This window comes from Microbulbifer sp. CAU 1566, assembly GCF_023156515.1.
Lineage (GTDB): Bacteria > Pseudomonadota > Gammaproteobacteria > Pseudomonadales > Cellvibrionaceae > Microbulbifer.
On the sequence record NZ_JALNMG010000001.1, the window covers coordinates 625,510 to 650,776 of the forward strand.

General features: G+C 58.0%; 21 protein-coding genes, 1 other RNA gene and 1 pseudogene. 13 read left to right on the plus strand and 10 right to left on the minus strand.

The genetic code is table 11. The features are described from left to right. Positions 1-51: 51 nt before the first annotated feature. From M0G74_RS02665 to dapB, 4 genes and pseudogenes are all read right to left on the minus strand, one after another. Positions 52-702 (minus strand): YfiR family protein, encoded by a 651-nt coding sequence (locus M0G74_RS02665; RefSeq protein WP_248213996.1) that lies wholly within the window; start codon positions 700-702, stop codon positions 52-54. 201 nt (positions 703-903) lie between these two features. Next, on the minus strand, positions 904-1,824 hold the full coding sequence (gene rimK, locus M0G74_RS02670; protein ID WP_236250636.1) for a 30S ribosomal protein S6--L-glutamate ligase: 921 nt from the start codon (positions 1,822-1,824) through the stop codon (positions 904-906). Positions 1,825-1,908: 84 nt separating this feature from the next. Beyond that, positions 1,909-2,313 (minus strand): annotated as a pseudogene (locus M0G74_RS02675) (ATP-dependent zinc protease); the annotation flags it as partial. A 52-nt stretch (positions 2,314-2,365) separates the two neighbouring features. After that, positions 2,366-3,175, minus strand: a complete 810-nt coding sequence (gene dapB / locus M0G74_RS02680; RefSeq protein ID WP_248214001.1) for a 4-hydroxy-tetrahydrodipicolinate reductase — start codon at positions 3,173-3,175, stop codon at positions 2,366-2,368. A gap of 221 nt (positions 3,176-3,396) precedes the next feature. Here dapB and M0G74_RS02685 point away from each other — a divergent pair, with 221 nt between their 5' ends. After that, positions 3,397-3,840, plus strand: a complete 444-nt coding sequence (locus M0G74_RS02685) for a hypothetical protein (protein WP_248214004.1) — start codon at positions 3,397-3,399, stop codon at positions 3,838-3,840. 101 nt (positions 3,841-3,941) lie between these two features. On the opposite strand, the gene dnaJ is transcribed toward M0G74_RS02685, so the two are convergent. The 3 genes from dnaJ to grpE form a co-directional block, all read right to left on the minus strand. Then, on the minus strand, positions 3,942-5,066 hold the full coding sequence (dnaJ, locus tag M0G74_RS02690) for a molecular chaperone DnaJ (RefSeq protein WP_160152579.1): 1,125 nt from the start codon (positions 5,064-5,066) through the stop codon (positions 3,942-3,944). Positions 5,067-5,201: 135 nt separating this feature from the next. After that, positions 5,202-7,133: a molecular chaperone DnaK gene (dnaK, locus tag M0G74_RS02695; protein WP_160152578.1), complete on the minus strand. Its 1,932-nt coding sequence runs from the start codon at positions 7,131-7,133 to the stop codon at positions 5,202-5,204. Positions 7,134-7,264: 131 nt separating this feature from the next. Next, positions 7,265-7,867: a nucleotide exchange factor GrpE gene (gene grpE / locus M0G74_RS02700; RefSeq protein ID WP_160152577.1), complete on the minus strand. Its 603-nt coding sequence runs from the start codon at positions 7,865-7,867 to the stop codon at positions 7,265-7,267. 311 nt (positions 7,868-8,178) lie between these two features. On the opposite strand from grpE, the gene recN reads away from it, so the two are divergent. Continuing rightward, entirely contained in the window at positions 8,179-9,831 is a 1,653-nt protein-coding gene (gene recN, locus M0G74_RS02705) for a DNA repair protein RecN (RefSeq protein ID WP_248214007.1), read from the plus strand. Positions 9,832-9,978: 147 nt separating this feature from the next. After that, complete coding sequence (locus M0G74_RS02710; protein ID WP_160152575.1) at positions 9,979-10,572, plus strand: 1-acyl-sn-glycerol-3-phosphate acyltransferase; 594 nt, start codon at positions 9,979-9,981, stop codon at positions 10,570-10,572. A gap of 105 nt (positions 10,573-10,677) precedes the next feature. Here the strand turns inward: M0G74_RS02710 and fur are convergent, their stop codons facing one another. Further along, positions 10,678-11,088 carry a ferric iron uptake transcriptional regulator gene (gene fur / locus M0G74_RS02715; protein ID WP_248214010.1) on the minus strand — a complete coding sequence of 137 codons (411 nt, stop codon included), beginning with the start codon at positions 11,086-11,088 and terminating at the stop codon, positions 10,678-10,680. Positions 11,089-11,474: 386 nt separating this feature from the next. On the opposite strand from fur, the gene M0G74_RS02720 reads away from it, so the two are divergent. Next, the gene (locus M0G74_RS02720) at positions 11,475-11,819 is read left to right on the plus strand and encodes an outer membrane protein assembly factor BamE (RefSeq protein ID WP_160152573.1); all 345 of its coding nucleotides are present in this window, start codon (positions 11,475-11,477) and stop codon (positions 11,817-11,819) included. A 37-nt stretch (positions 11,820-11,856) separates the two neighbouring features. Here M0G74_RS02720 and M0G74_RS02725 read toward each other — a convergent pair whose 3' ends face one another. Both M0G74_RS02725 and M0G74_RS02730 read right to left on the minus strand, forming a co-directional pair. Beyond that, positions 11,857-12,186: an RnfH family protein gene (locus M0G74_RS02725; RefSeq protein ID WP_248214014.1), complete on the minus strand. Its 330-nt coding sequence runs from the start codon at positions 12,184-12,186 to the stop codon at positions 11,857-11,859. Further along, a complete protein-coding gene (locus tag M0G74_RS02730) occupies positions 12,186-12,623 on the minus strand; it encodes a type II toxin-antitoxin system RatA family toxin (protein WP_248214017.1) in 438 nt (145 codons plus the stop codon). The genes M0G74_RS02725 and M0G74_RS02730 overlap by 1 nt, the downstream gene beginning before the upstream one ends. A gap of 263 nt (positions 12,624-12,886) precedes the next feature. On the opposite strand from M0G74_RS02730, the gene M0G74_RS02735 reads away from it, so the two are divergent. The 9 genes from M0G74_RS02735 (at position 12,887) to M0G74_RS02775 (ending at position 25,266) form a co-directional block, all read left to right on the plus strand. Then, on the plus strand, positions 12,887-14,305 hold the full coding sequence (locus tag M0G74_RS02735) for a sodium-dependent transporter (protein WP_248214021.1): 1,419 nt from the start codon (positions 12,887-12,889) through the stop codon (positions 14,303-14,305). 45 nt (positions 14,306-14,350) lie between these two features. Beyond that, positions 14,351-14,830: an SsrA-binding protein SmpB gene (gene smpB, locus M0G74_RS02740; RefSeq protein WP_160152569.1), complete on the plus strand. Its 480-nt coding sequence runs from the start codon at positions 14,351-14,353 to the stop codon at positions 14,828-14,830. A 61-nt stretch (positions 14,831-14,891) separates the two neighbouring features. Next, complete coding sequence (locus M0G74_RS02745; protein ID WP_248214022.1) at positions 14,892-16,238, plus strand: sodium-dependent transporter; 1,347 nt, start codon at positions 14,892-14,894, stop codon at positions 16,236-16,238. Between the two features lie 197 nt (positions 16,239-16,435). Beyond that, positions 16,436-17,845: a 23S rRNA (uracil(1939)-C(5))-methyltransferase RlmD gene (rlmD, locus tag M0G74_RS02750; RefSeq protein ID WP_248214044.1), complete on the plus strand. Its 1,410-nt coding sequence runs from the start codon at positions 16,436-16,438 to the stop codon at positions 17,843-17,845. A 133-nt stretch (positions 17,846-17,978) separates the two neighbouring features. After that, positions 17,979-18,366, plus strand: a transfer-messenger RNA (tmRNA) gene (gene ssrA, locus M0G74_RS02755). A 335-nt stretch (positions 18,367-18,701) separates the two neighbouring features. Next, the gene (locus M0G74_RS02760; protein WP_282450000.1) at positions 18,702-18,923 is read left to right on the plus strand and encodes a helix-turn-helix domain-containing protein; all 222 of its coding nucleotides are present in this window, start codon (positions 18,702-18,704) and stop codon (positions 18,921-18,923) included. Between the two features lie 22 nt (positions 18,924-18,945). Continuing rightward, on the plus strand, positions 18,946-20,583 hold the full coding sequence (locus tag M0G74_RS02765) for an ATP-binding protein (protein ID WP_248214049.1): 1,638 nt from the start codon (positions 18,946-18,948) through the stop codon (positions 20,581-20,583). 154 nt (positions 20,584-20,737) lie between these two features. Then, entirely contained in the window at positions 20,738-23,518 is a 2,781-nt protein-coding gene (locus M0G74_RS02770; RefSeq protein WP_248214051.1) for a type I restriction-modification enzyme R subunit C-terminal domain-containing protein, read from the plus strand. After that, entirely contained in the window at positions 23,515-25,266 is a 1,752-nt protein-coding gene (locus M0G74_RS02775) for a hypothetical protein (protein ID WP_248214053.1), read from the plus strand. Before M0G74_RS02770 ends, M0G74_RS02775 begins: the two co-directional genes overlap by 4 nt. The last annotated feature ends 1 nt before the right edge of the window (position 25,267 follow it).

Consider the following 25,267-nt stretch of genomic DNA (forward strand, 5'->3'; position numbering starts at 1 on the left):
CCGCAGCGACAGCAAACCGAGAGAAACGCCGGGGAACACAAAACCTGTCAGTCAATTCACCTGCCGACTCAGCCGGAACAGGCTGTTGCCCATTTTCAATTCAGCCCGCTCCAACCGGGTCTTATTTAGCTGCAGCGCCATATTGCCGCCACTACCGGCAAACTCGACCATACCGCCCAGGGCCGCAAATCGGCTGAAATCGCTCACCGTGAGTACCGGGAAGAATTCCAGTGCACCCACCGCCTTCAGCATTTGCTCAGCACTCATATCGCCCATCACAATGATCTGGCAGCGGCGCGCGCGCAGCATTTCACCGTCGTGGACTTCCTCCAACGCCACCAGGCGCCCCTGCACCCGGTGCCGGTTGAGCCGCGCGGTCAGCGGGGCTACCAGTTCATCCTCGCCCATGACACAAATCCGGAAGGGCGCGTTGGTCCCGTTGAAAACATCAATGGGCCACTGCAGGTGATGGGCGAAATGCACGATATAGTCCACCATCACCTTGCGCCCGAGATCGCTGTCCGACAGGTGCTCGCTGGCAGCGGCCTTCAGCGGAGACAGTGGCGACAGGCACACGAGCATGACAAGGAGCAGGAAACCGAGACGATCGGGACGGAAGCGGACGGGCATGCGGGAAAGTCCCCCCGTCGCAGAAACGGCCAGCGGATTGGCGGCAGGAACTTTATTTTCTGACTTCAACATCTTTTGGGGTCACAAATTGAGTTCACAACTTGAGTTCACAAAGTGTGAAAACCTGAACCGGGCGGTGCACCCCAAAAGACTAGTACCGGCCAACCGCAGCCACCAACGGAAAGGCAGCAGCTGCGCGCCAGAATCTAGCGCCGGAACTGACCGCTTCTCAGCAGTCAGCTCCGCACTTCTCAGCCAAAGGCCAGTGGCGACTCACTCGCTGTCTGGCAGCTCCACCGGCTTGATGGTGGGGCGCCACTTCAGCGCTTTTTCGATGGCCATAATCATGGACCCGGCGACGTCCTTGCGGGTGGCGCTTTCAATACCTTCCAGACCCGGGGAGGAGTTCACCTCCAGCAGTAGCGGGCCTTTCTTGGAACGGATAATGTCCACGCCGGCGACTTTCAGGCCCAACACCTTGGCCGCCTTGATCGCCAGCTTGCGCTCTTCCGGCAGGATCTTGACCACCGAGGCGGTACCGCCCTGGTGGATGTTGGCGCGAAACTCCCCTGGTGCCGCCTCCCGCTGGATCGCCGCAAACACTTTGCCATCGACCACAAACAGGCGCAGGTCCTTGCCTTGGGCCTCGCGGATGAACTCCTGCACCAGCAGGTTCACTTTCAGGGATTTGAAGGCATTGATTACGGATTCCGCGGCCTTGCGGGTTTCCGCCAGTACCACGCCGCGCCCCTGGGTGCCCTCGAGCAGTTTCACGATCAGCGGCGCACCGCCCACCATGTCGATCAGCTCGTTGGTATCCATCGGCGAGTTGGCGAAACCCGAGATCGGGATGTTCAATCCGCCCTCCTGCAGCAACTGCAGGGAGTAAAGCTTGTCCCGGGACTGGCTGATGGACTGGGAGCCATTCAGTGCGAAGACCCCCATGCTTTCAAAGTGGCGGGTAAGCGCACAGCCATAAAACGTCTGGCTGGGACGAATCCGCGGAATGATCGCATCCAGGTTGTTGAGGATACGCCCATCCCGGTAGTGCACTTCCGGCTCCGCCGCATCCAGCTTCATATAGCACTGGCGAATGTTCAGGAAGGTCATACGGTGACCGCGCTCAGCGCCCGCTTCCATGATCCGCTGGTTGCTGTATAGGTCCGGATTGGATGCCAGTACCCCGATACGCAGCCCGGTGCCGGCAATATGGTGCTCGTCGCGGTAGTACTCCTCCAGCTGGCTCGGCGGAATTTCACCCAGGCAGAAGCTCTCGGAGGGATCCACCAGCATCCGCCCCATCATCGCCTCGCGGCCGAGCAGCATGCGGTAACCCATGGTGTCGCGATTGGTCAGGGTCAGTTCAATATCCCAGACACTGCCACCAATGCTGAGGCTGGTTTTGATGACGATGCGCTTTTCCGCATCGCCGGATGAACTGCGCACGGTGCGCTTGTCCAAAACCCGCGCCTCGCAACGCACCCGCGGACGACGCAGGTTCTGCAGCGGATGCGCCTCAAAGCTTACCCAGGGTTCGCCATTGCGATTGAACGGCTGGATATTGTAAGCGTGCAGACTGGAGGTTTTGGCACCGGAGTCCACTCGCGCCTTGATGGCGGGAATACCCAGCCCAGGAAAGGCGCACCACTCTTCACTGCCAACAATGATTTTCTTTTCCAACACAGACTCCTAAGCAGACCCCGAACAAGGTGGTCGCCTTTGTTTAAGGACCAGATTATTTAAGGGCCAGAACGTCGCGCATATCGTAGCGCCCCGCTGCACGGCCATGTAACCAGACCGCGGCGCGTACGGCGCCGCGGGCAAATGCCAGCCGACTACTGGCCTTGTGGGTAATTTCGATGCGCTCGCCATCGGCAAGGAAAGATACCGTGTGCTCCCCCACCACATCGCCGCCACGCACGGTGGCAAAGCCGATGGTTTCACGCGCGCGCTCGCCAGTCTGCCCTTCACGGCCGTAAACCGCCACTTTGGACAGGTCGCGCCCCAGGGTATCCGCAATCACTTCACCCATGCTGAGCGCAGTACCAGAGGGGGCATCCACTTTGTGACGGTGGTGGGCTTCGACAATTTCGATATCGACATCGTTGCCCAGAACCCGCGCTGCAGTTTCCAGTAAGTTAAAGCACAGATTCACACCGGTGGAAAAATTGGTCGCGAAACACAGCGGAGTTTTGTCGCCGGCACTCAGCATCTGAGCCTTCTGCTCCGGATCAAAGCCGGTGGTGCCGATGACAATGGCCTTGCCATGCTCCGCGCAGTAAGCAGCATTCTCGATCGTAGCCAGGGGTGCAGTGAAATCGATCAGCACATCGAACTCCGCCTGCTCCAGGCTATCGATGATTGCCAGGCCGTTGCGACCGATACCGGCCACCTCACCGGCATCTGCGCCAACCAGGCTGGAGCCCGGGCGCACGATAGCCGCACTCAGCCGGGCAGTGCCATCCTGCTCCGCAAACGCCAGCGCTTCCGCCAGCACGCGCCCCATACGGCCACCAAATCCTGTGATTGCTACTTTTACCGCCATGTCTCTTCTCCTTCGGCCGGGCTGTGAAAGGCGCGGATTCTACCCCGGTTTTCACGACGGGCAATACCGCAATCCATACCGGAAGCCCGCACGCCAGGCTCCACAGCCGGGTACTGACCACAACTGCAGACAACATAACAGACCACTGACCACCCGGTACGCCTTGCGGCGCCAGATTCCTCTACTAGGCTTTAATTATCTTGATGATCGGAGCGCCACGCATGTCCCCGGAGTCCCGCAATCCTTTCTGGTCTTCCCTTTCCGCCGCCCTGTTCGCGCTCCTGCTGTTCACCGTGGTATCCACCGGTAAAGCAGTCGACAACAGCGGGCTGGGCGATGATTTCTGGGAAAAATACGACGATATTACCGACTGGATAACCCTGCGCCTGAAACTGACGCCAGAGCAGGAAGACAAGGCACTGCCCCTGCTGGAAAAAAGCTTCGAGCTGCAGCTGATGATCATCAAAGATTACGGCTTTGCCGACGGCAAAATGCCCAAGCTGACGCAAATGCAGAAAGAAGAACTGGATGCGAAGATCATTGCCACGCGGGCAGCGACCAGGGCGGAAATGGTCAAAATCCTGAACCCGGAGCAGCTGGAAGAGCTGAAGAAAATCCAGCGAGAGTTTCACGAGGAATTCCGGCGCCGCCTGGCAGAAAACTGACAAGGCACTGCAAACAAGTGGTAACCGCCGCTGACTGCCAAACGTAAAAAGCCCGGGTCCTTGAACCCGGGCTTTTTATGGAAGCTGAAACGGCGAAAAAATCAGAGCTTCATATCGCCAAAGAAGTTCTTCACCCCTTCAAACCAACCGGTCTGACGGGGGGAGTTTTTCTTTTCGCTCAAGGTATTGGCAAACTCTTCCAGCAACTCTTTCTGCTTGGCAGACAGGTTGACCGGCGTTTCCACCACTACCCGGCACAGCAGGTCACCGGGAGCGCCACCGCGCACCGGGGTTACACCCTTACCACGCAGGCGGAACAGTTTGCCGGTCTGGCTTTCCGCTGGAATTTTCAGTTTGACCTTGCCATCCAGGGTGGGCACTTCCATCTCGCCGCCCAGCGCCGCGGTGACAAAACTGATCGGCACTTCGCAGTACAGGTTTTTGCCATCGCGCTGGAACAGTTCGTGTTCACGCACCATCACCTGCACATAAAGGTCGCCCGCAGGTCCGCCATCCGGACCGGCTTCGCCTTCACCGGCGAGGCGGATGCGATCACCGGTATCCACACCCGGCGGCACTTTCACGGAAAGGGTCTTGGTTTCTTCCACCCGGCCACGGCCGTGACAGCTGCCGCAGGGGTCACTGATTACGGTGCCGCGTCCACGACAGTTAGGACAGGTCTGCTGCACAGAGAAGAAGCCCTGCTGCATGCGCACCTGACCAGCACCCCCACAGGTGCCACAGGTCTGGGGCTTGGAACCGGCCTTGGCGCCGGAACCGTGACAGGTACCGCAATTGGCCAGGGTCGGCACCTTGATCTTGACCGTAGTGCCGCGCACCGCGTCTTCCAGATCCAGATCCAGGTCATAGCGCAGGTCGGAACCGCGCTGGGGACCGCGACGGCCGCCACCGGCGCCGCCACCAAAGATATCGCCAAACACATCACCGAAGATATCCGAGAAGCCGCCAAAGCCGCCGGCACCTGCGCCGCCCGCCTGGCCGTCTACACCGGCGTGACCAAACTGGTCGTAGGCCGCTTTTTTCTGCGGATCAGAAAGTACTTCGTAGGCCTCGTTGGCCTCTTTGAATTTATTTTCCGCCTCTTTATCGTCGGGGTTGCGGTCCGGGTGAAATTTCATCGCCACCCGGCGGTAAGCTTTTTTCAGCTCCTTTTCATCCGCGCCCTTGCTGACGCCGAGGACTTCGTAGTAATCGCGTTTGGACATAGCTCTGTGTGTTCTTTTTAAAACTGCAGAAGGCGCGAAAGCTCGATTGAGCCCCCGCGCCTTTTTTATTGCCCCTGAGAAGCCGGGCTACCGGCTCCCCGAGGGCTGAGACAAGTCGTTGTTACTCTTGCGGAGTTACTTGTCTTCTTTCTTGTCGTCTTTGACTTCTTCGAACTCAGCGTCCACTGCGTCGTCACCACCGGACTGGGCTTGCTCAGCCTGTTCCGCGGCCGCTTCGCCGGCTTGCGCCTGCTCCGCGTACATCTTCTGGGCTACCGGGCCGGAGGCTTCGGTCAGCTTGGTGGTGGCCGCTTCCATGGCCGCCTTGTCGTTACCTTTTACCGCTTCCTCGGCTTCTGCCAGAGCGGCGTCGATTGCGGCTTTCTCTTCCGCAGTCGCCTTGTCACCGGCTTCTTCCAGGGTTTTCTTGGTGGCAGAGATCAGGCCGTCGAGGGTGTTGCGGGTGGTGACCAGCTCCTCGAACTGCTTGTCCGCTTCGGCGTTGGCCTCGGCGTCCTGTACCATTTTTTCGATCTCTTCATCGGACAGACCGGAAGAGGCCTTGATCACGATGGACTGCTCTTTGCCAGTCGCCTTGTCTTTGGCGTGCACGTGCAGGATGCCGTTGGCATCGATGTCGAAGGTCACTTCGATCTGCGGCATGCCGCGCGGCGCCGGCGGGATGTCAGCCAGGTCAAAACGACCCAGGGACTTGTTCTGTGCCGCCTGCTTGCGCTCACCCTGTACCACGTGAATGGTCACGGCAGTCTGGTTGTCATCAGCAGTAGAGAACACCTGGGACTTTTTGGTCGGGATGGTGGTGTTCTTGTCGATCAGCGGAGTGGCCACGCCACCCATGGTTTCGATACCCAGGGTCAGCGGGGTTACGTCCAGCAGCAGTACGTCTTTCACGTCACCGCCCAGAACCGCACCCTGGATCGCTGCACCAACGGCAACCGCTTCGTCCGGGTTCACATCTTTACGCGGCTCTTTGCCGAAGAATTCGGTGACCTTGGACTGCACCAGCGGCATACGGGTCTGACCGCCCACCAGGATCACTTCGTCGATGCCGGAGGCAGACAGGTCGGCGTCAGCCAGGGCAGTTTTTACCGGCTCCAGGGAGCGGGTAACCAGGTCTTCCACCAGGCTTTCCAGCTTGGCGCGGGTCAGTTTGACGACCAAGTGCTTGGGACCGGTAGCGTCTGCGGTGATGTACGGCAGGTTCACTTCGGTCTGCTGGCTGGAAGACAGCTCGATCTTGGCTTTTTCAGCGGCTTCTTTCAGGCGCTGCATGGCCAGGGGGTCGCCTTTCAGGTCGATGCCCTGGTCTTTCTTGAACTGCTCGGCGAGGTAGTCGATCAGGCGCAGGTCGAAATCTTCACCACCGAGGAAGGTGTCACCGTTGGTGGACAGCACTTCAAACTGCATTTCACCGTCGACGTCGGCAATTTCGATGATGGAGATATCGAAGGTACCGCCACCCAGGTCGTAAACCGCGATGGTGCGGTCACCACCTTTCTTGTCGAGGCCGTAGGCCAGCGCAGCCGCAGTCGGCTCGTTGATGATGCGCTTCACGTCCAGACCGGCGATGCGGCCGGCGTCTTTGGTGGCCTGGCGCTGGGAGTCGTTGAAGTAGGCCGGTACGGTAATTACCGCTGCGTCTACTTTCTCACCGAGGAAATCTTCCGCGGTTTTCTTCATTTTCTTCAGCACTTCAGCAGAGATCTGCGGCGGTGCCTTCTTGTCGCCCTTCACTTCCACCCAGGCGTCGCCGTTGTCGGCTTCAACGATGGAGTAAGGCACCATTTTGATGTCTTTCTGTACTACGTCGTCTTTGAACTTGCGGCCGATCAGGCGCTTGACGGCGTACAGGGTATTGGTCGGGTTGGTCACGGACTGGCGCTTGGCGGACTGGCCAACCAGTACTTCGTTGTCGTCGGTGAACGCAACGATGGAAGGCGTAGTGCGATCGCCTTCGGCGTTCTCAATAACACGCGCCTTGTCGCCGTCCAGTACTGCCACACAGCTGTTGGTAGTACCCAGGTCGATGCCGATGATTTTTCCCATTGGTTTGATTCCTCACTTTGCTGCGCGCCGGATTCTGTCCTGGCGGCGCACGTTTGTATTCGGTTGCTGCTTATATTGGTGCCGTCGTTTTGTTTTCAAGGGCACCCAGCGCAGGGATTTCTATTTCTGCCTTACGGCGCCTTGCTGACCACGACCATCGCCGGTCGAACCAGGCGGCCGTTCAGGCGGTAGCCTTTCTGGAAGACCTCGAGCACGGTATTCGGCTCTACATCGCCGTTAGGCACCTGGGCCATGGCCTGGTGCAGCTCCGGGTCGAAGGGCTCACCCGCCGGGTCGAGCACTTCCACACCCGACTTGGTCAGGGTGTCGATAAAGGACTTCTGGGTCAGCTCAATGCCTTCGACCACCGCCTTGTGGGCTTCGTGCTCGCTGTCGATGGTGGCAATAGCGCGCTCGAGGTTGTCCACCACCGGCAGCAGATCCTTGATCAGCTTCTCAACGCCAAATTTGTGGGCCTTTTCCACGTCCTGCTGGGCGCGGCGGCGGGCATTCTGCACCTCGGCCTGGGCGCGCAGCACCATGTCTTTGTGATCTGCCAGTTGCTGGTGCAGGGAGGCGATTTCCTCTACCAACGCACCTTCTTCACCAGCTTCACCTTCGGCGGCCAGCTCTTCCGCCAGAGCCTCCTCGGCGGCGTGCTGCTCTTCTGCACTGGGCTGCTCGATTTCGGCCTGCTCGCCGATCTGTTGTTCTTCGCTGCGCTCTTTGGCCACTGCTTTCTCCGTCTGTAGTCCGTCGGTCTACTGCCAATAGGTCAAATGAGTAACTCGCCGGTACGGCCGCGCCGAACCGGGGGTGAAGGGCTATATGGGGGCGCCCCGGGGCACTTCAAGTGATACCGCTGCAGTCCGGAATCAAGGCCCTCACGCGGCGGAGCAAACCACAGGGTAAGGTGGCAATGCAGCTGTGGCGAGACCAACCCCGGGGAATCGATCGCCGCACAAACAGCGCCCGGGGTGATTGAAACCGCGCCCTCAAATACTGTATAAACAACCACTACTCCGATAGCCATGAAAATAATCCCATGTTGCTGCACCTGTCTATCAGCCAATTCACCCTGGTCGACCAGCTGGAGCTGGAATTCGGCCCCGGCACCAGTACCCTCACCGGCGAGACCGGCGCGGGCAAATCCATCACCCTCGATGCCCTCGGCCTCGCCCTCGGCGACCGCGGCAACGGCGAGCTGGTGCGCGCTGGCGCCAAGCGCGCCGATATCCACGCCACCTTCGATATCGGTGAACACCAAGAGGCCCGCGCCTGGCTGGAAGAACAGGAAATGGACGCCGGCCGGGAAGTAATTCTGCGCCGCACCATCGGTGTCGACGGCCGCTCCCGCGCTTACATCAACGGCCAGCCGGTCACGCTGATGCAGCTGCGCACCCTCGGCGAACAGCTGATCGATATCCACAGCCAGCACGAACACCAATCGCTGCTGAAAAAAGAGACCCACCGCCGCCTGCTGGACGAATATGCCGGTGCCGAGGCGCAAAGCGCCGAAGTGCGCATTCACTACAAGACCTGGCAGGACCAGTACCGCCGCTACCGCAAGCTGGCAGACAGCGCCGAAGAGACCCAGGCCCGCCGCGACCTGCTGGAGTACCAGTTGGAAGAGCTGGAACAGCTGGACCTGAAACCGGCCGAGCTGGAAGAACTGGAAAGCGAGCAGCGACAGCTGGCCAACGCCGGCGAGATCCTGAGCGGCAGCTACCAGCTGGCCGCACTACTCAATGGCGGCGAGGGTGATATCGCCGAGCAACTACACCGCGCCCTGCAGCTGGTCGGCGCCATGCCGGAGCAAAGCACCGCACTTTCAGAAGTGGCGCAGATGCTCGACAGTGCGCGTATCCAGGTGGACGAGGCCGCCAGCACCCTGTCGCGACACATCGACCGTTTTGAAATGGACCCGGAGCGGCTGGCGGAAGTGGAAGAGCGCCTCTCCGCCATCTATTCCATCGCCCGCAAGCACCGGGTACAACCGGATCAACTGCCGGAACTGCAGCAGCAGTGGCAGCAGGAGCTGGAAGAAATCGGTGCGCCAGATGCCCTGGATAAACTGGCCGCCGAGTGCGAACGACTTGAAAAGACCTTCCGCGCCAGTGCCGGCAAGCTCAGTAAACTGCGCACCGCGGCCGCCAGCAAACTGGCCAAGGCCGTCAATGCGCAGCTGGCTGATCTGGCGATGCCCCACGCGCGCGTCGAGCTGGCGCTGACAGAGCTGGAAAAACCCACCGCCACCGGCCTCGAAGAAGTGGAAATCCTGATTGCCACCAACCCCGGCCAGCCCGCGCGGGCGCTGGGCAAGATCGCCTCCGGCGGTGAACTGTCCCGGGTCAGCCTGGCGATCCAGGTGGTTACCGCGCAGACTTCCCGCACCCCCACCCTGGTGTTCGATGAGGTGGATGTGGGTATCGGCGGCACCACCGGCGACGTGGTAGGCAAGCTGCTGCGTCAGCTGGGTGAGCGCGGCCAGGTTATCTGTGTCACCCACCTGGCCCAGGTCGCTGCCCGCGCCCACCGCCAGTATCTGGTGGAGAAACACAGTGACGGCAAGGCCGTATTCGTGGCCCTGCGTGAATTAAAAGATACCGAGCGCAGCGCGGAAGTAGCGCGCATGCTGGGTGGGGAGACCACCGCGCAGTCCCTGGCCCACGCAGAGGAAATGCTGGGCAGGGCCTAATCGCCCGGCCCGGAGCAAGTCCCACCAGTCACAACTAGGCGGCCCACAGACCGAAATTGACCGAAAGCGGCAGGAAATTCATTTTATACTGCCGCGCCCTGGTACAAAGCGCCAACTACACTGACGGGCAAAGAATTCGGTCTTATCATGCAAACAACGATTTTCAATACTCCCATTCTCACCCCCTGCCTGCGACTGCTTGCACGCCTGTTGCTCAAGCTGCACGGCTGGAAAGTGGTGGCCGACGAGCGCGCCCTCAAGCTGAAAAAATATGTACTGCTGGCCGCCCCCCACACCTCCAACTGGGATGGCTACTTCTTTATCCTCGCCGCCCTCAAGCTGAAAGTGAACCCGCAGTGGATGGGCAAGGACAAACTCTTCCAGTTCCCGCTGGGCGGCACCATGCGCTGGTTTGGCGGCATTGCGGTGGATCGCAGCAAGGCCAACAACCTGGTGGAAGCCACCGTCAACCAGTACAACACCCGGGATGAACTGGTGATTGCCGTGCCCCCAGAAGGCACCCGCGGCAAAGCCGAGCGCTGGAAAACCGGCTTTTATCACATCGCCCGCGGCGCCGCGGTGCCGGTGGTCTGCGGATTTATCGATTTCGCCAAGAAGGAAGCGGGCCTGGGGCCGGTAATGGAAATGGGCGAAAACCTCGCCAAGGAGCTCGCTCGATTCGGCAATTACTATGCGGGCAAGGTGGGCAAGTACCCGCAAGACTACACGGCGCCCGTCTAAGTACCGGGTATCGGAACGCATAAAAAAGGGGAGCCAGTGGCTCCCCTTTTTTGTCGCTCTGATTTTCGGTCTGCGCCCAAAATCTGAGCGTTGCTCAGCTCTCTTTCAGCTGTCTTTCTTTTTCACATAGAGCACCAGGCTGTGGCCGGTAAGCTCGTAGCCGTGCTCTTCAGCGATCTGGTGCTGCAGTTCTTCGATCTTCTCATTGTGAAATTCGATCACCTTGCCGCTATCGGTGCAGACCATATGGTCGTGGTGATCGCCCCGGTCCAGCTCGAATACCGAGTGGCCGCCGTCAAAGTTGTGGCGGATCACCAGGCCGGCGCTCTCAAACTGGGTCAGTACTCGGTAAACGGTGGCCAGGCCTACATCTTCCCCGGCTTCCAGCAGCATCTTGTACACATCCTCTGCACTCAGGTGCTGTTCACTGGCGCTCTCCAGCAGTTGCAGAATTTTGACTCGCGGCAGGGTGACCTTGAGGCCTGCTTTGCGCAGTTCCTGATTTTCGTTCGACATGGGTAATTGCTTTCCGGATGTGTGTGCTCGTAATAATGGTGTAGCGCCTGTCGGCAGGCGAACAGTTCGGGTATTATCCACGCCCAGCGAAGGTAGCGGAACCCCAAGGGGGCAATCGGTCTGATAGATGGCCTTGCGCCTGCACCGCAGAGCACAGCCGGTAAGTGACTGTTCACTTTCTGGGTTTGCCTTGCGGAAAATAGGGAGGTGGCGAAACGCCTTTGGGAACTTTATCGGCAAAATAGCGACTATTCTGTCGATCGGTGTGGTGATTCAACCCGGGTACGATCCCGGTTTAGGCCCCTACCCAACCCGGATGCCGAACCGGCACCGAAACGGTACCGCTACCAAATACGGACCTAATAAAAATTCAGATGGAGCATTCAATGCCATCAGTTGTACGAATTCTGATCATTGCCGGGCTGTGCAGCCTGGCCACCGCCTGCAGCCTGTTCAAGTTTCCCGGTGTACACCGTATCCAGGTGCAGCAGGGCAATATCATCACCCAGGAAATGGTGGATCAGCTGAAACCCGGCATGACTCGTCGCCAGGTGCGCTTCGTGCTCGGCACCTCGCTGCTGGAAGACACCTTCAATCCCAACCGCTGGGATTACATCAACCGCGTCCGCTCCCCCAAAGGGGAAGAGACCCAGAAGCGTTTCTCGGTTTACTTCAATGGCGATCTGTTGATCGCAACCAGCGGCGACTGGCAGCCCGCCGGCTGGCCCTGATCCAGGCCCGCCACCGCGCGGGTAGCCACCAACCCGGTTATTCGCCCTGCGCTTGCCGCTTTGCCTTTTCCGCGCGCTGCTTGCGGGCCTCTTTGGGGTCCGCAATGAGTGGCCGATAGACCTCCACCCTGTCCCCCGGCTGCAGTACATATTCCGCCGCCACCGCCAACCCCTTGGTGCCCAGGGCCTGACCAAAAATCCCCAGCTTCGCCGTTGCCGGCTGCACTTCCGGATACTCCCGGGGAATGCCGGACAACTCCAGCGCCTGTAACGCAGTGGTACCGGGCGGCACCAGCAGGCTCATCAAACGCTGTTCATGGGGCAGTGCATAAACCACTTCCACTGCGATAGTTTTCTGGCCGCTCATCAACTCTCTCCATAAATCTGTTTCGCGCGCTCACACATGGCATCCACCATCTGATTGGCGATTCCGCTGAACAGCTTGCCCGCCGCCGCCCCCAGCAAACGATTCTGCGCACGGAACTCCAGGGTAAACGCCACTTTGCAGGCATTTTCCGCAAGTGGGGTAAAGGTCCAGCAGCCATTGAATTCACTGAAGGGGCCGTCCACCAGCACCAGCTCCATTTTTTCCGGTCGCTGCAGGCGATTGCGGGTGACAAAGCTCTGGCTGATACCCGCGCGGCTAAGATCCAGCCGCGCCTCCAGGGTCTCTCCATCCCGGTGCAGGATTTCCGCACCGCGGCAGCCGGGCAAAAACTGTGGATAACTGGCGACGTCATTCACCAGGTCAAACATCTGCTCGGCACTGAACATCACCAGTGCGCTGCGTTCAATTTTTGTCATTGTTCCACTTTTGCCATTACTGCTTAACGGGTTCAAAACGGGATCATTGCCTAAACCCTGCCCGGTACAGGCAGTTTTATTGCCTATCCTGTGTTTCACGGGCCGATTTTGCCCGCGACGCTACTCAAGGCGGATAAATCCTGCAACAATCTGTTACCAAATGCGCCCGCACATTTCCGGGCCGGGCCCTTGTTACCGTCAATCTCGGACTGCAAGGGTCGCCATCATTCAGACGACAAGAATAAAAGGCAAGCGAGAAAACTATGTCTGCAACCCGAGAACATTTCGGCTCCCGTATCGGTTTTATCCTGGCAGCCGCCGGCTCCGCGGTCGGCATCGGCAACCTGGTGTCTTTCCCGGTAGCCGCCACTAAAAGTGGTGGTGGTGCCTTCCTGCTGGTGTACGCGCTCTTCGTATTCCTCATCTGCTTGCCGGTGATGATGGCGGAACTGGCCCTCGGCCGCAAAACCAATAAAGACCCGGTGGGTGCCTACCGCCAGCTTTCTGGCGGCTCGAAACTCTGGCGCATCCCCGGATGGCTGGCCCTGTTTACCCCATTTATGATCGCGGTGTTTTACATGGTGGTCACCGTCTGGGTACTCGGCTACCTGGTGGAAATCTTCAAGGGCAACCTGATCTCCCTCACCACCGAAGCCTATTTCGGCGAGTTCATCAATTCCAAAGCGGTCTTCCTCTACCTGATCGTGCTGATGCTGATGATCAACGGCGTGCTGTCTCTGGGCGTGAAAGACGGTATCGAGCGCGCGGCCAAAACCCTGATGCCGATGCTGTTTGTGATGCTCGTCGGCCTGGTACTGTTCGTCCTTACGCGGGAAAACGCCGTGCTGGGACTCAAGTACTACCTGATCCCGGACTTCTCCAAAATCAGCGCTGAAGTGGTAAGCAAGGCCATGGCCCAGGCCTTCTTCTCCCTCTCCCTGGGCATGGGCATCATGATCACCTACGGCTCCTATATGAAGAAGCGGGATTCGATTCCCGGTTCCGCCAAAGCCGTGGCCCTGACCGATACCCTGGTGGCCTTCACCGCTGGCCTGCTGATTCTGCCGAGTATTTTCCACTTCAACCCGCAGATAGACCCGTCCACCCTCAGCGACTCCTCTGCCGGCATGATCTTCCTGTTCCTGCCGAAGATCTTCCTGTCACTGCAAGACGGCATCGGCTACTTCGGCGCCAGCGCGGTGGCAGCCATCTTCTTCTTCCTGGTGTTCGTGGCGGCGCTTACCTCTTTGGTCTCCATCATCGAGGTCCCCATCGCCACCCTGCGGGACGAGCGCGGCATGAGCCGCAAGAAGGCCATCTACACCGTGGCCGCAATTCAGTTTATTCTGGCGGTCGCCTGCGCCATGTCCTTCGGTATGGCAGACTGGCTGACCCAGCTGATCAGCCTCGCCGGCAGCGACAAATCCTTCTTCGATCTGGTAGAAATCATTTTTTACGATACCATCCTGCCCCTGAATGGCCTGCTGGTGTGTATCTTCGTGATCTACAAGTGGAAGCGGGCCAATTTGGATGCCGAACTCCAGGAAGGCGACAGTGGCTTTGCCGGCACCCTGTCGCAGAAGTACGTTAACTTCGCCCTCGGCACCTTTATCCCGGCAATCCTGCTGTTGATCTTTATCAACACGGTTGCGCTGAAGTTCTTCGGAACCAGCTTCATTTAGACAATATTTGGACACCCGCCTGTCACAGGCACTTAAGTAGTATTCATGGCAAAAAAGAAGAAAGCCCCGGCTTCCAACACCATCGCCCTCAACAAGAAGGCCAAGCACGACTATTTCATTGAGGAAAAGTTTGAGGCTGGCCTGGAGTTGCAGGGCTGGGAAGTCAAATCCTGCCGCGAAGGCAAGGCCCAGCTCACCGACAGTTACGTCCTGTTCAAAGATGGCCAGGCGTGGCTGCTGGGCTCCCGTGTCCAGCCCCTGGCCAGCGCCTCCACCCACTTTGTCACCGAACCGGACCGCACCCGCCGCCTGCTGTTGAACAAGCGCGAGATTGCCAAGCTGGTGGCAGCGGTCAACCAGAAGGGCTACGCCTGCGTTTGCACCGCGCTCTACTGGAAACAACACCTGATCAAGTGCGAGATCGCGCTGGCCAAAGGTAAGGCCGCACACGACAAGCGTGATACCGAGAAAGAGCGGGAATGGAACCGGCAGAAGCAGCGCCTGATGCGCAGCGACAACCGCTAACACCCAATTTGCCACCAAGACCAAATCTCAACTCAGCAAAAGAATAATTACAGGATTTACCATGAGTGCACCGCGAGGACAGTTCACTTCCAACCTCGGCTTCCTGATGGCCGCCGCCGGCTCGGCGGTGGGCCTCGGCAACATCTGGGGTTTCCCGACCAATGTGGCCGCCAATGGTGGCGCCGCCTTTGTAGTGTTCTACCTGATCATGGCGTTCCTGCTGGCTTACCCGGTGCTGATGGCGGAGCTGACCCTGGGCCGCCACGCACGCCGGAACATGGTGCAGGCGCTACGCGGTATTTCCACCGGTCCGATCAGTAAGGGCGTCGGTACCATCGCGGGTTTTTCCGGCATTGTGGTCGCTTCCCTGATTCTCAGTTTCTACGCCATTGTCGCCGGCTGGATGGTCGCCCATCTGGCAGATCCCTTTGCCGAGCTGTTTGGTGCCGAGGAGACCGCGGCATGGCTCACCGGTGACAGCACCTCTCGCAACTTCACTTTTACCGCCATCTTCAGTGGCCTCACCATGCTGATCATTGCCAGCGGTGTGGAAAAGGGGATCGAGCGCTGGTCTACCCTGCTGATGCCGACGCTGATCATCCTGCTGTTGATGCTGATTGCCTACGTACTGACCCAGCCAGGTGCCATCAAAGGCCTTGAAGCCTACCTGATTCCGGATTTCAGTAAGCTCTCCCCGCAGCTGCTGCTGTCCGCCATGGGCCAGGCGTTCTTCTCCCTCTCCCTCGGTGTAGGTACCATGCTGATTTACGGCTCCTACCTCAGCAAACAGGAAAGCCTGCCGCGCCTGGGCGCGCTGGTGACCCTGATCGATGTGGGCATCGCCTTCACCGCCGGCCTGCTGATCCTGCCGGCCATGTACGTGGCGCAGGAAGCGGGTACCCAGATTTTCTCCGCCAGTGGCGACCTGATTGCCGGCCCCGGCCTGATCCTGCAGGTACTGCCCGCTCTGTTCGACACCATGGGTACCAGCGGCCTGTTCGTGGCCATCGCCTTCTTCGCCCTGATGGTCATCGCCTCCCTCACCTCCTCCATTTCCATGCTGGAAGTACCGGTGGCCTTCTCCATTGAAAACCTGGGCCTGAAACGCCGCCCCGCCACCCTGCTGATGGGGCTGGTGATCTTCGCCATCAGCAGCGTGATCATCTTCAACTTCGACACCCTGTTCGGGCTCGTGGTCTCCATCAGCACCGAATACGGACAGCCGTTGCTCGGCGTGGTCCTGTGCGTCTTTGCCGGCTGGATCTTCCGTAAAGACCAGCTGTTGAGCGAGCTGAAAGAAGGTCACCCGGATATCGAGAAGACCCTGTTCTGGAAGATCTGGCCCTGGTATGTGCGCATCGCCTGCCCGCTGCTGATCCTGGCCGCCTTCGTACAAACCATTATCTGAGCACTTTCTGCTGAGGCCGCGGCAATACCGCGGCCTCTTTGCTCCGCCCTCCTTTTTCCCGCCTTTCACCTACCCTCTTTCACCGCCTATCCCGACCATAAACGCGCATTTCTGTGCGCTGCGGACTATCATTGGCGCCCTCGCGACTCGCGAATTCCTCGATCAACCAGAAGCCCGCCCCGGAAGCCCTAGCCACGATGCCATCCAGACGCCCGCCATTCCCCCGTAACAAGGCCCGAACCAGCTCTCCAAGCCGTGCCCCGTCCAAGCGCCCGGCCAAGCCCTCCAGCAGCACGCCAACCGTAACCATCGACGCCCTCAGCCACGAGGTGCGTGGCATCGCACGCCTGGACGGCAAAACCCTGTTTGTGGATAACGCCCTGCCCGGTGAGACCGTCAAGATCCGCTACCTGGCGCAACGGGCAAAATTTGATGAAGCGGTCGCCATCGAGGTGGAAGACGCTGCGCCGGAACGCCAGGCACCACCCTGCCCCCATTTCGAATTGTGCGGCGGCTGCGCACTCCAGCATATGCAGCCGGAGGCCCAGATAGCCGCCAAGGAAAAGATCCTGCTGGATCAACTGCAACGCTTTGCCAAAGTCAGCCCGGATCAGGTGTTGCCGCCACTCACCGCCGAGATTGCCGGCTACCGCAGCAAGGCCCGCCTCGGGGTACGCTATGTCAAAGAAGCGCATACGAAAGGCGCAGGCAACAAACCGAAACTGGTATTGGGGTTCCGCGAAAAACGTTCCAACAACCTCACCGACATTCGCGAATGCCTGGTAATGCCGGAATCCTTTTCCAGCCAGTTGTCGCAACTGCACCAGCTAATCGACCAGTGCCGCGAAGGCCGCCACATCTCGCATATCGAAGTGGCTGCGGGCGAAGAGAACATTGCACTGGTGGTGCGTCACCTGAAGCCATTGCCGGAAGGCGATATCCAGCTGTGGCTCGACTTCGTACAACCGCGCGGCTGGCACCTGTACCTGCAGGCGGAAAACACCCCGCACAAAATCTGGCCCGCAGACGGCGAGGAAAGGCTCAGCTACACCCTGCCGGAATTCGACCTGACCCTGCACTTCCATCCCCAGGACTTCGTGCAGGTGAACTTCGCCATCAACCGCCAGATGGTGCACCGCGCGATCGAACTATTAGACCCGCAGCCGAACGAGCGTGTGCTCGACCTGTTCTGCGGCCTGGGCAACTTCACCTTGCCGCTGGCCAAACGCGCCGCCGAAGTGGTGGGCGTTGAGGGCGCCCTCGACCTCACCCGCCGCGGCCGTGAAAATGCCGAGCACAACCAGCTCGACAATGTGCAATTCCAGGCCGCCGATCTGACCGATGACTTTTCCACCAGCCCCTGGGCAAGAGGCGGTTTCGACAAAATCCTGCTGGACCCGCCCCGCACCGGCGCGCTGGAAGTGGTACGTAACATCGCGCACTTCGGTGCCCGCCGTGTCGTCTACGTCTCCTGCAACCCCGCGACCCTGGCCCGGGATACCGCGGAACTTCTGCAGCGGGGCTACCGTCTAACTAAGGCGGGTGTAATGGACATGTTTCCCCACACTACCCATGTGGAGTCCATTGCCCTGTTTGAACGGGAGTAACCGACAGGACACCAGATGGTCACAAAATTTATCCGCCGCCCTATGGTGGCCCGTGACCTTCAGGTATACTCCCGGCCACGCAAATGCGTTTCGAACTGACCAGTGGACAAAGCCTGTTCACTGCGTAGATTCCGGGGATGACTTGGATTCGACGTTGGTTGCGAAACCATGGGTGCATGCCGTGAGGGTAGCGAATCACGTAAATCCAAAGCTGCATTTTATTAGTTGCCAACGACGACAACTACGGTGCCCAACTGGCTGCGTAAGCAGCCCGTAAAGCACTTCTAAGGGTTCGCCCTTAGCGGCCTTCAGCAAGGTTCCAGTACCGCGCTGCTGGCTGTCATATAGAACTGGATCGTCCTGAAGCGCGCCTGACGCGGATGGCCTAAAACTTATTCAGGTTCGCTCTCCACGTCCTGCCCGCTGGGCTGTAGAGAGTTAAATCAATAGGCGGAACTAAGCATGTAGAGCTCTTGGCAGAGTGCTGACGGACGCGGGTTCGACTCCCGCCATCTCCACCAAATTAAAAAGGCCCGTTACCGCAAGGTAACGGGCCTTTTTAATTTGGAAGAGCTGTCGCGAGTGGAATGCAACAGCGCCGGGTTCGATCAACGCGCAAAGCGCGTTAAGACAGCCGAAGGCTGCCCCGAAGGGGTGAGGTGCAAAGCACCGAATCACTCCCGCCATACGGACTCGCAGAACACGAAAATCTTGCTACTCCCACCATTTGCATAACACCAATTTCCCAGCACAGCTCCCAACAAATTCCACGCCCAAGGATCAAGCCCCAATACTGGCTGCAAAAGCAACTTTTCGTTAGACTGCTGACGACTTAAGACGACTTTAGGGCTTTAAGCTGGATGCAATTGCCATGACTGCTGAACCGTGGGTTACTGCCGAGCAAGTCGCCCAACACCTGGGCGTAGTGAAGGACACCATTTACCGCTGGCGCGAACGCAAGGGGCTGCCCGCGCACAAAATCGGTAGGCTGTGGAAATTCCAGCTGTCAGAAGTGGACGAATGGGTTCGCGAAGGCGGCGCCGATGACGAACCGGAAAATGGTCCCAAACCCAAATAATGCACTGTAGGAAATAGAGCGCGTGAGCCAGGAAGGACAACTCCTCGACAAAAAGTCATTGCGAGCGGTAACGGGCAAAACGGCAGACTGGAATGAAATCGCCAAAGATTGTATTGCGTTCGCCAATGCAACCGGCGGTCGCTTGCTGCTGGGCATTGAGGACGGCCAGGATGCGCCGCCAGCCGAACAAAAGATCCCAACTGAGCTGCCTGATGTTCTTAGGCGCAAGCTGGCTGAGCGTACCGTCAACATTACCGTGTTACCGGATGTAGTCACCGCCTCGAATGGTGGTCAGTACATCGAATTGCGCATTCCACGTGCCATAGCCGTAGCTTCTACCACAGATGGCCGATATTTCCTGCGTATAGCCGATCAAAGCAAGCCGGTCACAGGCGATGACGTAATGCGTCTGGCTAATGAACGTTCCGCACTTCCGTGGGAAACCCAAACTACCCTGCATATACCACGCACCGAGGTAGATGCGGCAAAGCGTGACAAGCTGCTTCAGGCCCTTCGCGCCTCCGATCGAGTTAAGGCATCGGTTAAGGAAAAGACTGATGATGAGCTACTTGATCACTATCAATTCACGCGAGAGCAATCCCTCACCAACCTGGGCATTCTCTGCCTAGGCCACCAACATCACCGCGCCCAACTCACCACAGCCCCGGTGATTCAGTTCATCAAGTACGACGACCTCGGCCAGAAAGTAAACAAGCTGGTATGGGACGACCACACACTCAGTCCCATTGAGCTAGTCGAGGCTGTCTGGCTGGAAGTTCCCGACTTTCGTGAGCGCTACGAACTGCCCGATGGCCTGTACCGCCAGAACGTGCCCGCCTTTGATGAAATCGTGGTGCGCGAACTACTGGTCAATGCTCTTGTACATCGCCCCTACACCCAGCGCGGCGACATCTTTCTGAACCTGCACCCGGACCGACTGGAAGTGGTCAACCCCGGCCCGCTGCCACTGGGGGTCACACCACAAAACGTGCTGCACACCACCGTGCGCCGCAACGAGCACCTTGCCCGCCTCTTTCACGATTTAAAATTGATGGAACGCGAAGGTAGTGGCTTCGACAAAATATTCGAAGTACTACTGTCTCAAGGCCGCCCAGCGCCGGAACTGATCGAAACCCATGATCGAGTGCAGGTGACTGTACGCCGCCGCATCATCAAGCCCGAAATCATCGATTTCATTGCCAAGGCTGATCAAACCTATCAGCTCACCCAGCGTGAGCGCATTGCGCTAGGCCTGCTGGCACAACATGACGCACTGACTGCCCGGGAACTCGCCAGCGCGCTGGAATTGCCGACCGTCGAAGCCTTACAGCCGTGGCTCAAACGACTGCTGGATTGGCATCTAGTGCAAAGTGCCGGCCGAACACAAGCCACACGCTACTTTATTGATCCAAATCTCCTGCGCACTCTTAATTTCACTGGAGAAACCACACTCAAGCGCATCGAACCTCACCGCTTGGCTGCACTGGTTCTTGAAGACCTCCAGCGCTACCCAGAGTCCGCGATTAGCGACATCAACCGACGCATTGGTAACGAGATCCACCCGAAACAGGTTAAGCGCGCATTGGATGAGTTGATCGAACGCGGCGACGTTCGCTTTGAAGGTGACAAACGCTGGCGACGTTATTGGGCAGTCCTATGAACCACCTATCGGACAAACAGACCGATATCGGCGATTGCTGGGTGATAGAAAGTGGGCGATATACCTCTAGAGGCTCGATAAATCAAAGAGTTATATCGACCAAAATCTCTAGCGTATGGGCGATAGAGCTACTCATAGTGAAGGGAAATCACGCATGACACCGGAAACCAAAGCTCGCCAGCAAATTGACCAAAAGCTGGAGCAAGCCGGCTGGGTCATTCAGGACATGAAGCAACTAAACCTGGGGGCGGGCCGAGGTATTGCCGTGCGTGAATATCCCACCGACACCGGCCCGGCGGATTACGTGCTTTTTGTAGATCGAACGGCTGTCGGTGTGATTGAAGCCAAAAAGGATGCGGCTGGTGAAAACATCACCGTTACCGAAAATCAGACCGAACGCTACGCCAACGCCACACTCAAATGGCGCTCAGACAACACTCCATTGCGCTTTTTATTTGAGGCCACCGGTCAAATCATCCGTTACACCGATGGTGCTGACCCGGTGCCGCGTTCGCGTGAAATATTCCACTTCTTTAAGCCGGAGACACTCGCCACCTGGCTGGCGCAAAGAGAAACCCTACGCCGCCGCTTGGCCGAACAAATGCCTGCGCTCCCCGAACGCAACCTGCGCGATTGCCAAATAAGCGCTGTGACCGGCCTGGAAAAATCATTGGCGCTAAACAAACCCCGCGCCCTGGTGCACATGGCTACCGGTGCCGGTAAGACCTTTACCGCCATCACCTCAGTTTACCGCCTGCTCAAGTTCGGCAGCGCCAAGCGCGTCCTGTTTCTGGTCGATACCCGCAACCTCGGCAAGCAGGCACATCAGGAATTCATGGCCTACACACCACCGGACGATGGTCGCAAATTTACCGAGTTGTACAACGTGCAGCGACTGGCCTCGCCCAATATCGATCCTCACTCGCAGGTGTGCATCAGCACCATCCAGCGCATGTACTCCATCTTAAGTGGCGAACCGATTGATGAGTCTGCAGAAGACGTTTCGCTCAATGAAGTACAGCAAACCTCCAAGCAGGAAAAGTTCGTTCGCTACAACCCGGCAGTGCCCGTGGAAACCTTCGATTTCATCGTCATCGACGAATGCCACCGCAGCATCTACAACCTGTGGAAGCAGGTTCTCGATTACTTCGATGCCAGCCTGATCGGCCTTACCGCCACGCCCGACAAACGCACCTTCGGTTTTTTCAACGAAAATATCGTCGCCGAATATAGCTACGAAGACTCCGTCGCCGATGGAGTTAACGTCGGCTATGACGTGTATGAAATTGAAACCGATATCACCCAAAAGGGCGCCGCACTGAAGGCCAAAGAATGGGTAGACCACCGTGACCGTTCCACCCGAAAAAAGCGTTGGGCCGAAACCGAAGACGATACCACCTACAGCGGTAAAGAGTTGGACAGGTCCGTCGTAAATGTCAGCCAAATCCGCCAAGTGATTAAGGCCATGAAGGCCGCTGTGGAAACACAGATATTCCCAGCCCGCAAAGAGACACCCAAGACCCTGATCTTTGCCAAAACCGACAGCCACGCCGACGACATCATCAATATGGTGCGCGAGGTCTACGGCCAGGGGAATGCCTTCTGTAAAAAGGTCACCTACCGCGCCGAGGAAGATGCCGACAGCATCCTTTCGAGCTTTCGTAACGATTACAACCCGCGCATTGCCGTCACCGTGGACATGATCGCCACCGGCACTGATGTGAAGCCACTGGAGGTGTTGCTGTTCATGCGCGATGTGCGCAGTAAGGGCTACTACGAGCAAATGAAAGGCCGCGGCGTGCGCAGCCTCGATAGCGACAGTCTCAAGCGCGTGAGTAACAGTGCCGACGGTGCCAAAACGCGATTTGTGCTGATCGACGCCGTCGGCGTGGAAAAATCATTAAAAACCGAAAGCCGCCCGCTGGAAAAGAAACCCGGCATAGCACTGACAAATCTGCTGCAAGGCGTCGCCATGGGCAGCCGCGATGATGACACCGTGCTCTCGCTCGCTAACCGGCTGGTGCGCCTGGCCAAACAGCTGGATGACAAAGCCCAAGCCCGTATTGAACAAGCCAGCGGTGGCATTCCGGTAGGCGAACTCGGAAAATCCTTAATTGCCGCGCTCGACCCCGACGCCATTGTGCAAGCGGCCTTATCCACGGCAAAAGCCAAAGGTATTACCCGCAGTGAAGACACCTTGCTGCCCGAAGAAATCGCCGCCGCACGCGCCGAACGCGTAGCTGCAGCCTGTGCACCCTTTGATAAACCGGAACTGCGCGATGAAATCGAAAACGCCCGCCGAGAGCGCGAGCAGATCATCGACCATATCAACCTCGATCAGGTCACCTACTCGGGCTTTTCCGAGCAGGCCGAAACGCAGGCCAAGGCAGTAATACAAAGCTTTGCCGATTACATTGCCGCCCACAAAGACGAAATTGCCGCACTCGGCTTTTTCTACCAGCAGCCCTACCAGCGCCGCGACCTCACCTTCGACATGCTCGAAGAATTGCACGAGCACCTAAGCAAACCACCGCTGATGCTCACCACTGAGCGCCTGTGGAACGCCTATGCACGGGTGCAAACCAGTGCCGTGAAAGGTGCGGATAAAAAACGCCAACTTACCGATTTGGTTTCGCTTGTGCGTTTTGCCTTAGGCATGGACGGCGAACTCAAGCCATTTGCCGAGGAAGTGGACAAACGCTTTCGCGCCTGGATCTTCCGTCACAACGCCCAGCGCGGCACGGCCTTTACGCCCGAACAAACCGACTGGCTACGCCTAATGAAAGACCATATCGCCAGCTCGTGCTCTATTAACCGCGATGATTTTGACTACGCCGAACTGGCCGACAAGGGCGGTTTACAAAAAGCCTGGGGGCTATTTGGTAAAGACTTGGATAACTTGATGAATGAAATGAATGGAGAGCTGGTGGCGTGAGTGATTTGAATCAGCACTTGATTGCCACCCTCGGTGAATTAGTAGACGAACCTGCAGAACAGACAGGGCCGGCAAGCGATTTCGTTTATGTCGATATCAGCAGTATTGACCGAGAAACCAAAAAGATCACTGAACCTAAGTCGTTGGCACTATCGCAAGCTCCGAGTCGAGCCAAGCAGCTTCTTCGTGCTGGTGACGTGCTGGTTTCAATGACTCGTCCTAATCTGAATGCAGTCGCACTTGTTCCCGAACAGCTTGACGGTGCAATCGGCTCCACAGGCTTTCATGTTCTAAGGTCCCGCTGGTTGCACTCAGAGTTCTTGTTTCGCTTGGTTCAATCTCAGCGCTTTGTCGACGAAATGTCGGCCCTCGTGCAGGGTGCACTCTATCCCGCAGTACGACCGAAAAACATAGCTGCATTCAGCTTCACCTTCGAAACACCAGCGCAACAAACCCGAATCGTCGCCAAACTCGAAGAACTACTCTCCGACCTCGATGCCGGTGTAGCCGAACTCAAGGCCGCGCAAAAAAAGCTGGGGCAATATCGCCAATCGCTGCTGAAGACTGCTGTAGAAGGCGCACTCACCGCCGAGTGGCGGGCCAACAACACTCCAGCGGAAACCGGCGCGCAATTGCTGGAACGTATCCTCTCCGAGCGCCGCAGCCGCTGGGAAGCCAAGCAACTCGCCAAATTCGAAGAAAAAGGCAAAAAGCCGCCCAAAGACTGGCAAAAGAAATACCCCCAACCGGTGCAACCAGATACCAGCGATTTACCGCCTCTGCCGGAGGGCTGGGTGTGGGCGACTGTTGATCAATGTTCGCTAGATGAGTCAGCCATCACTGACGGGCCATTTGGCTCGAATCTTAAGTCATCGCATTATCAGGAGACCGGGCCTCGAGTAATTCGACTACAAAACATTGGTGACGGCGTATTTATTGATGCAAAAGCCCATATTTCGCAAGATCACTATGAGCAACTCGCGAAACATGTAGTAGAGAAAGACGATCTTGTCGTAGCGATGCTTGGAGAGGTACTTCCGAGGGCCTGCATTATTCCGACAGGAGTGTCTCCAGCTATTGTAAAAGCTGATTGCGCAAGGGTACGTTTGAATAAAGACCTCGCAATCCCGCATGTAGCAATGTCGCAACTTAACTCAAAACCTGTTCGTGATGCCGTATTAAAATTCGTCAAGGGAATTGGGCGACCTCGCGTGAATCTCGGCCATATTCGAGCGATTCCGTTGGCAATCTGTGCGATGGAAGAACAGCGGGAAATTGAAAAAGCACTAGTTGATGCTGAGGCCTCGATTGAAGACCAACTGAAATCGATCGATCTCTCCCTCAAACAATCCACCGCCCAGCGCCAAAACATCCTGCGCGCCGCCTTTACCGGGGAATTGGTGCCGCAAGACCCCAATGACGAACTGGCTGGCGTGCTGCTAGAGCGCATTCGCGCCGAGCGGGCGGAACGCGCCAAGCTGTCCAAAAAACGCCAACCGAAAAAAAGAAAGGAGATCGCCGCCGTGGTGAACCAACTGATCGACGTACTCGCCGAAGCGGGCGACTGGCTGGAATCTCAAGAAGCCTTCCGGCGCTGCGGGGTGACCGACGGCACGCTGACCGAGCGCATTGAAGAACTCTATGCTGAGCTGCGTAAATTGGATAAGCAGGGCCGTCTGGCCGTGGAAGCGATCACCGATAAAAAAGGTCGCAAGACCGGTGACCGTATCAAGCTGTTGGCAGGTTAAG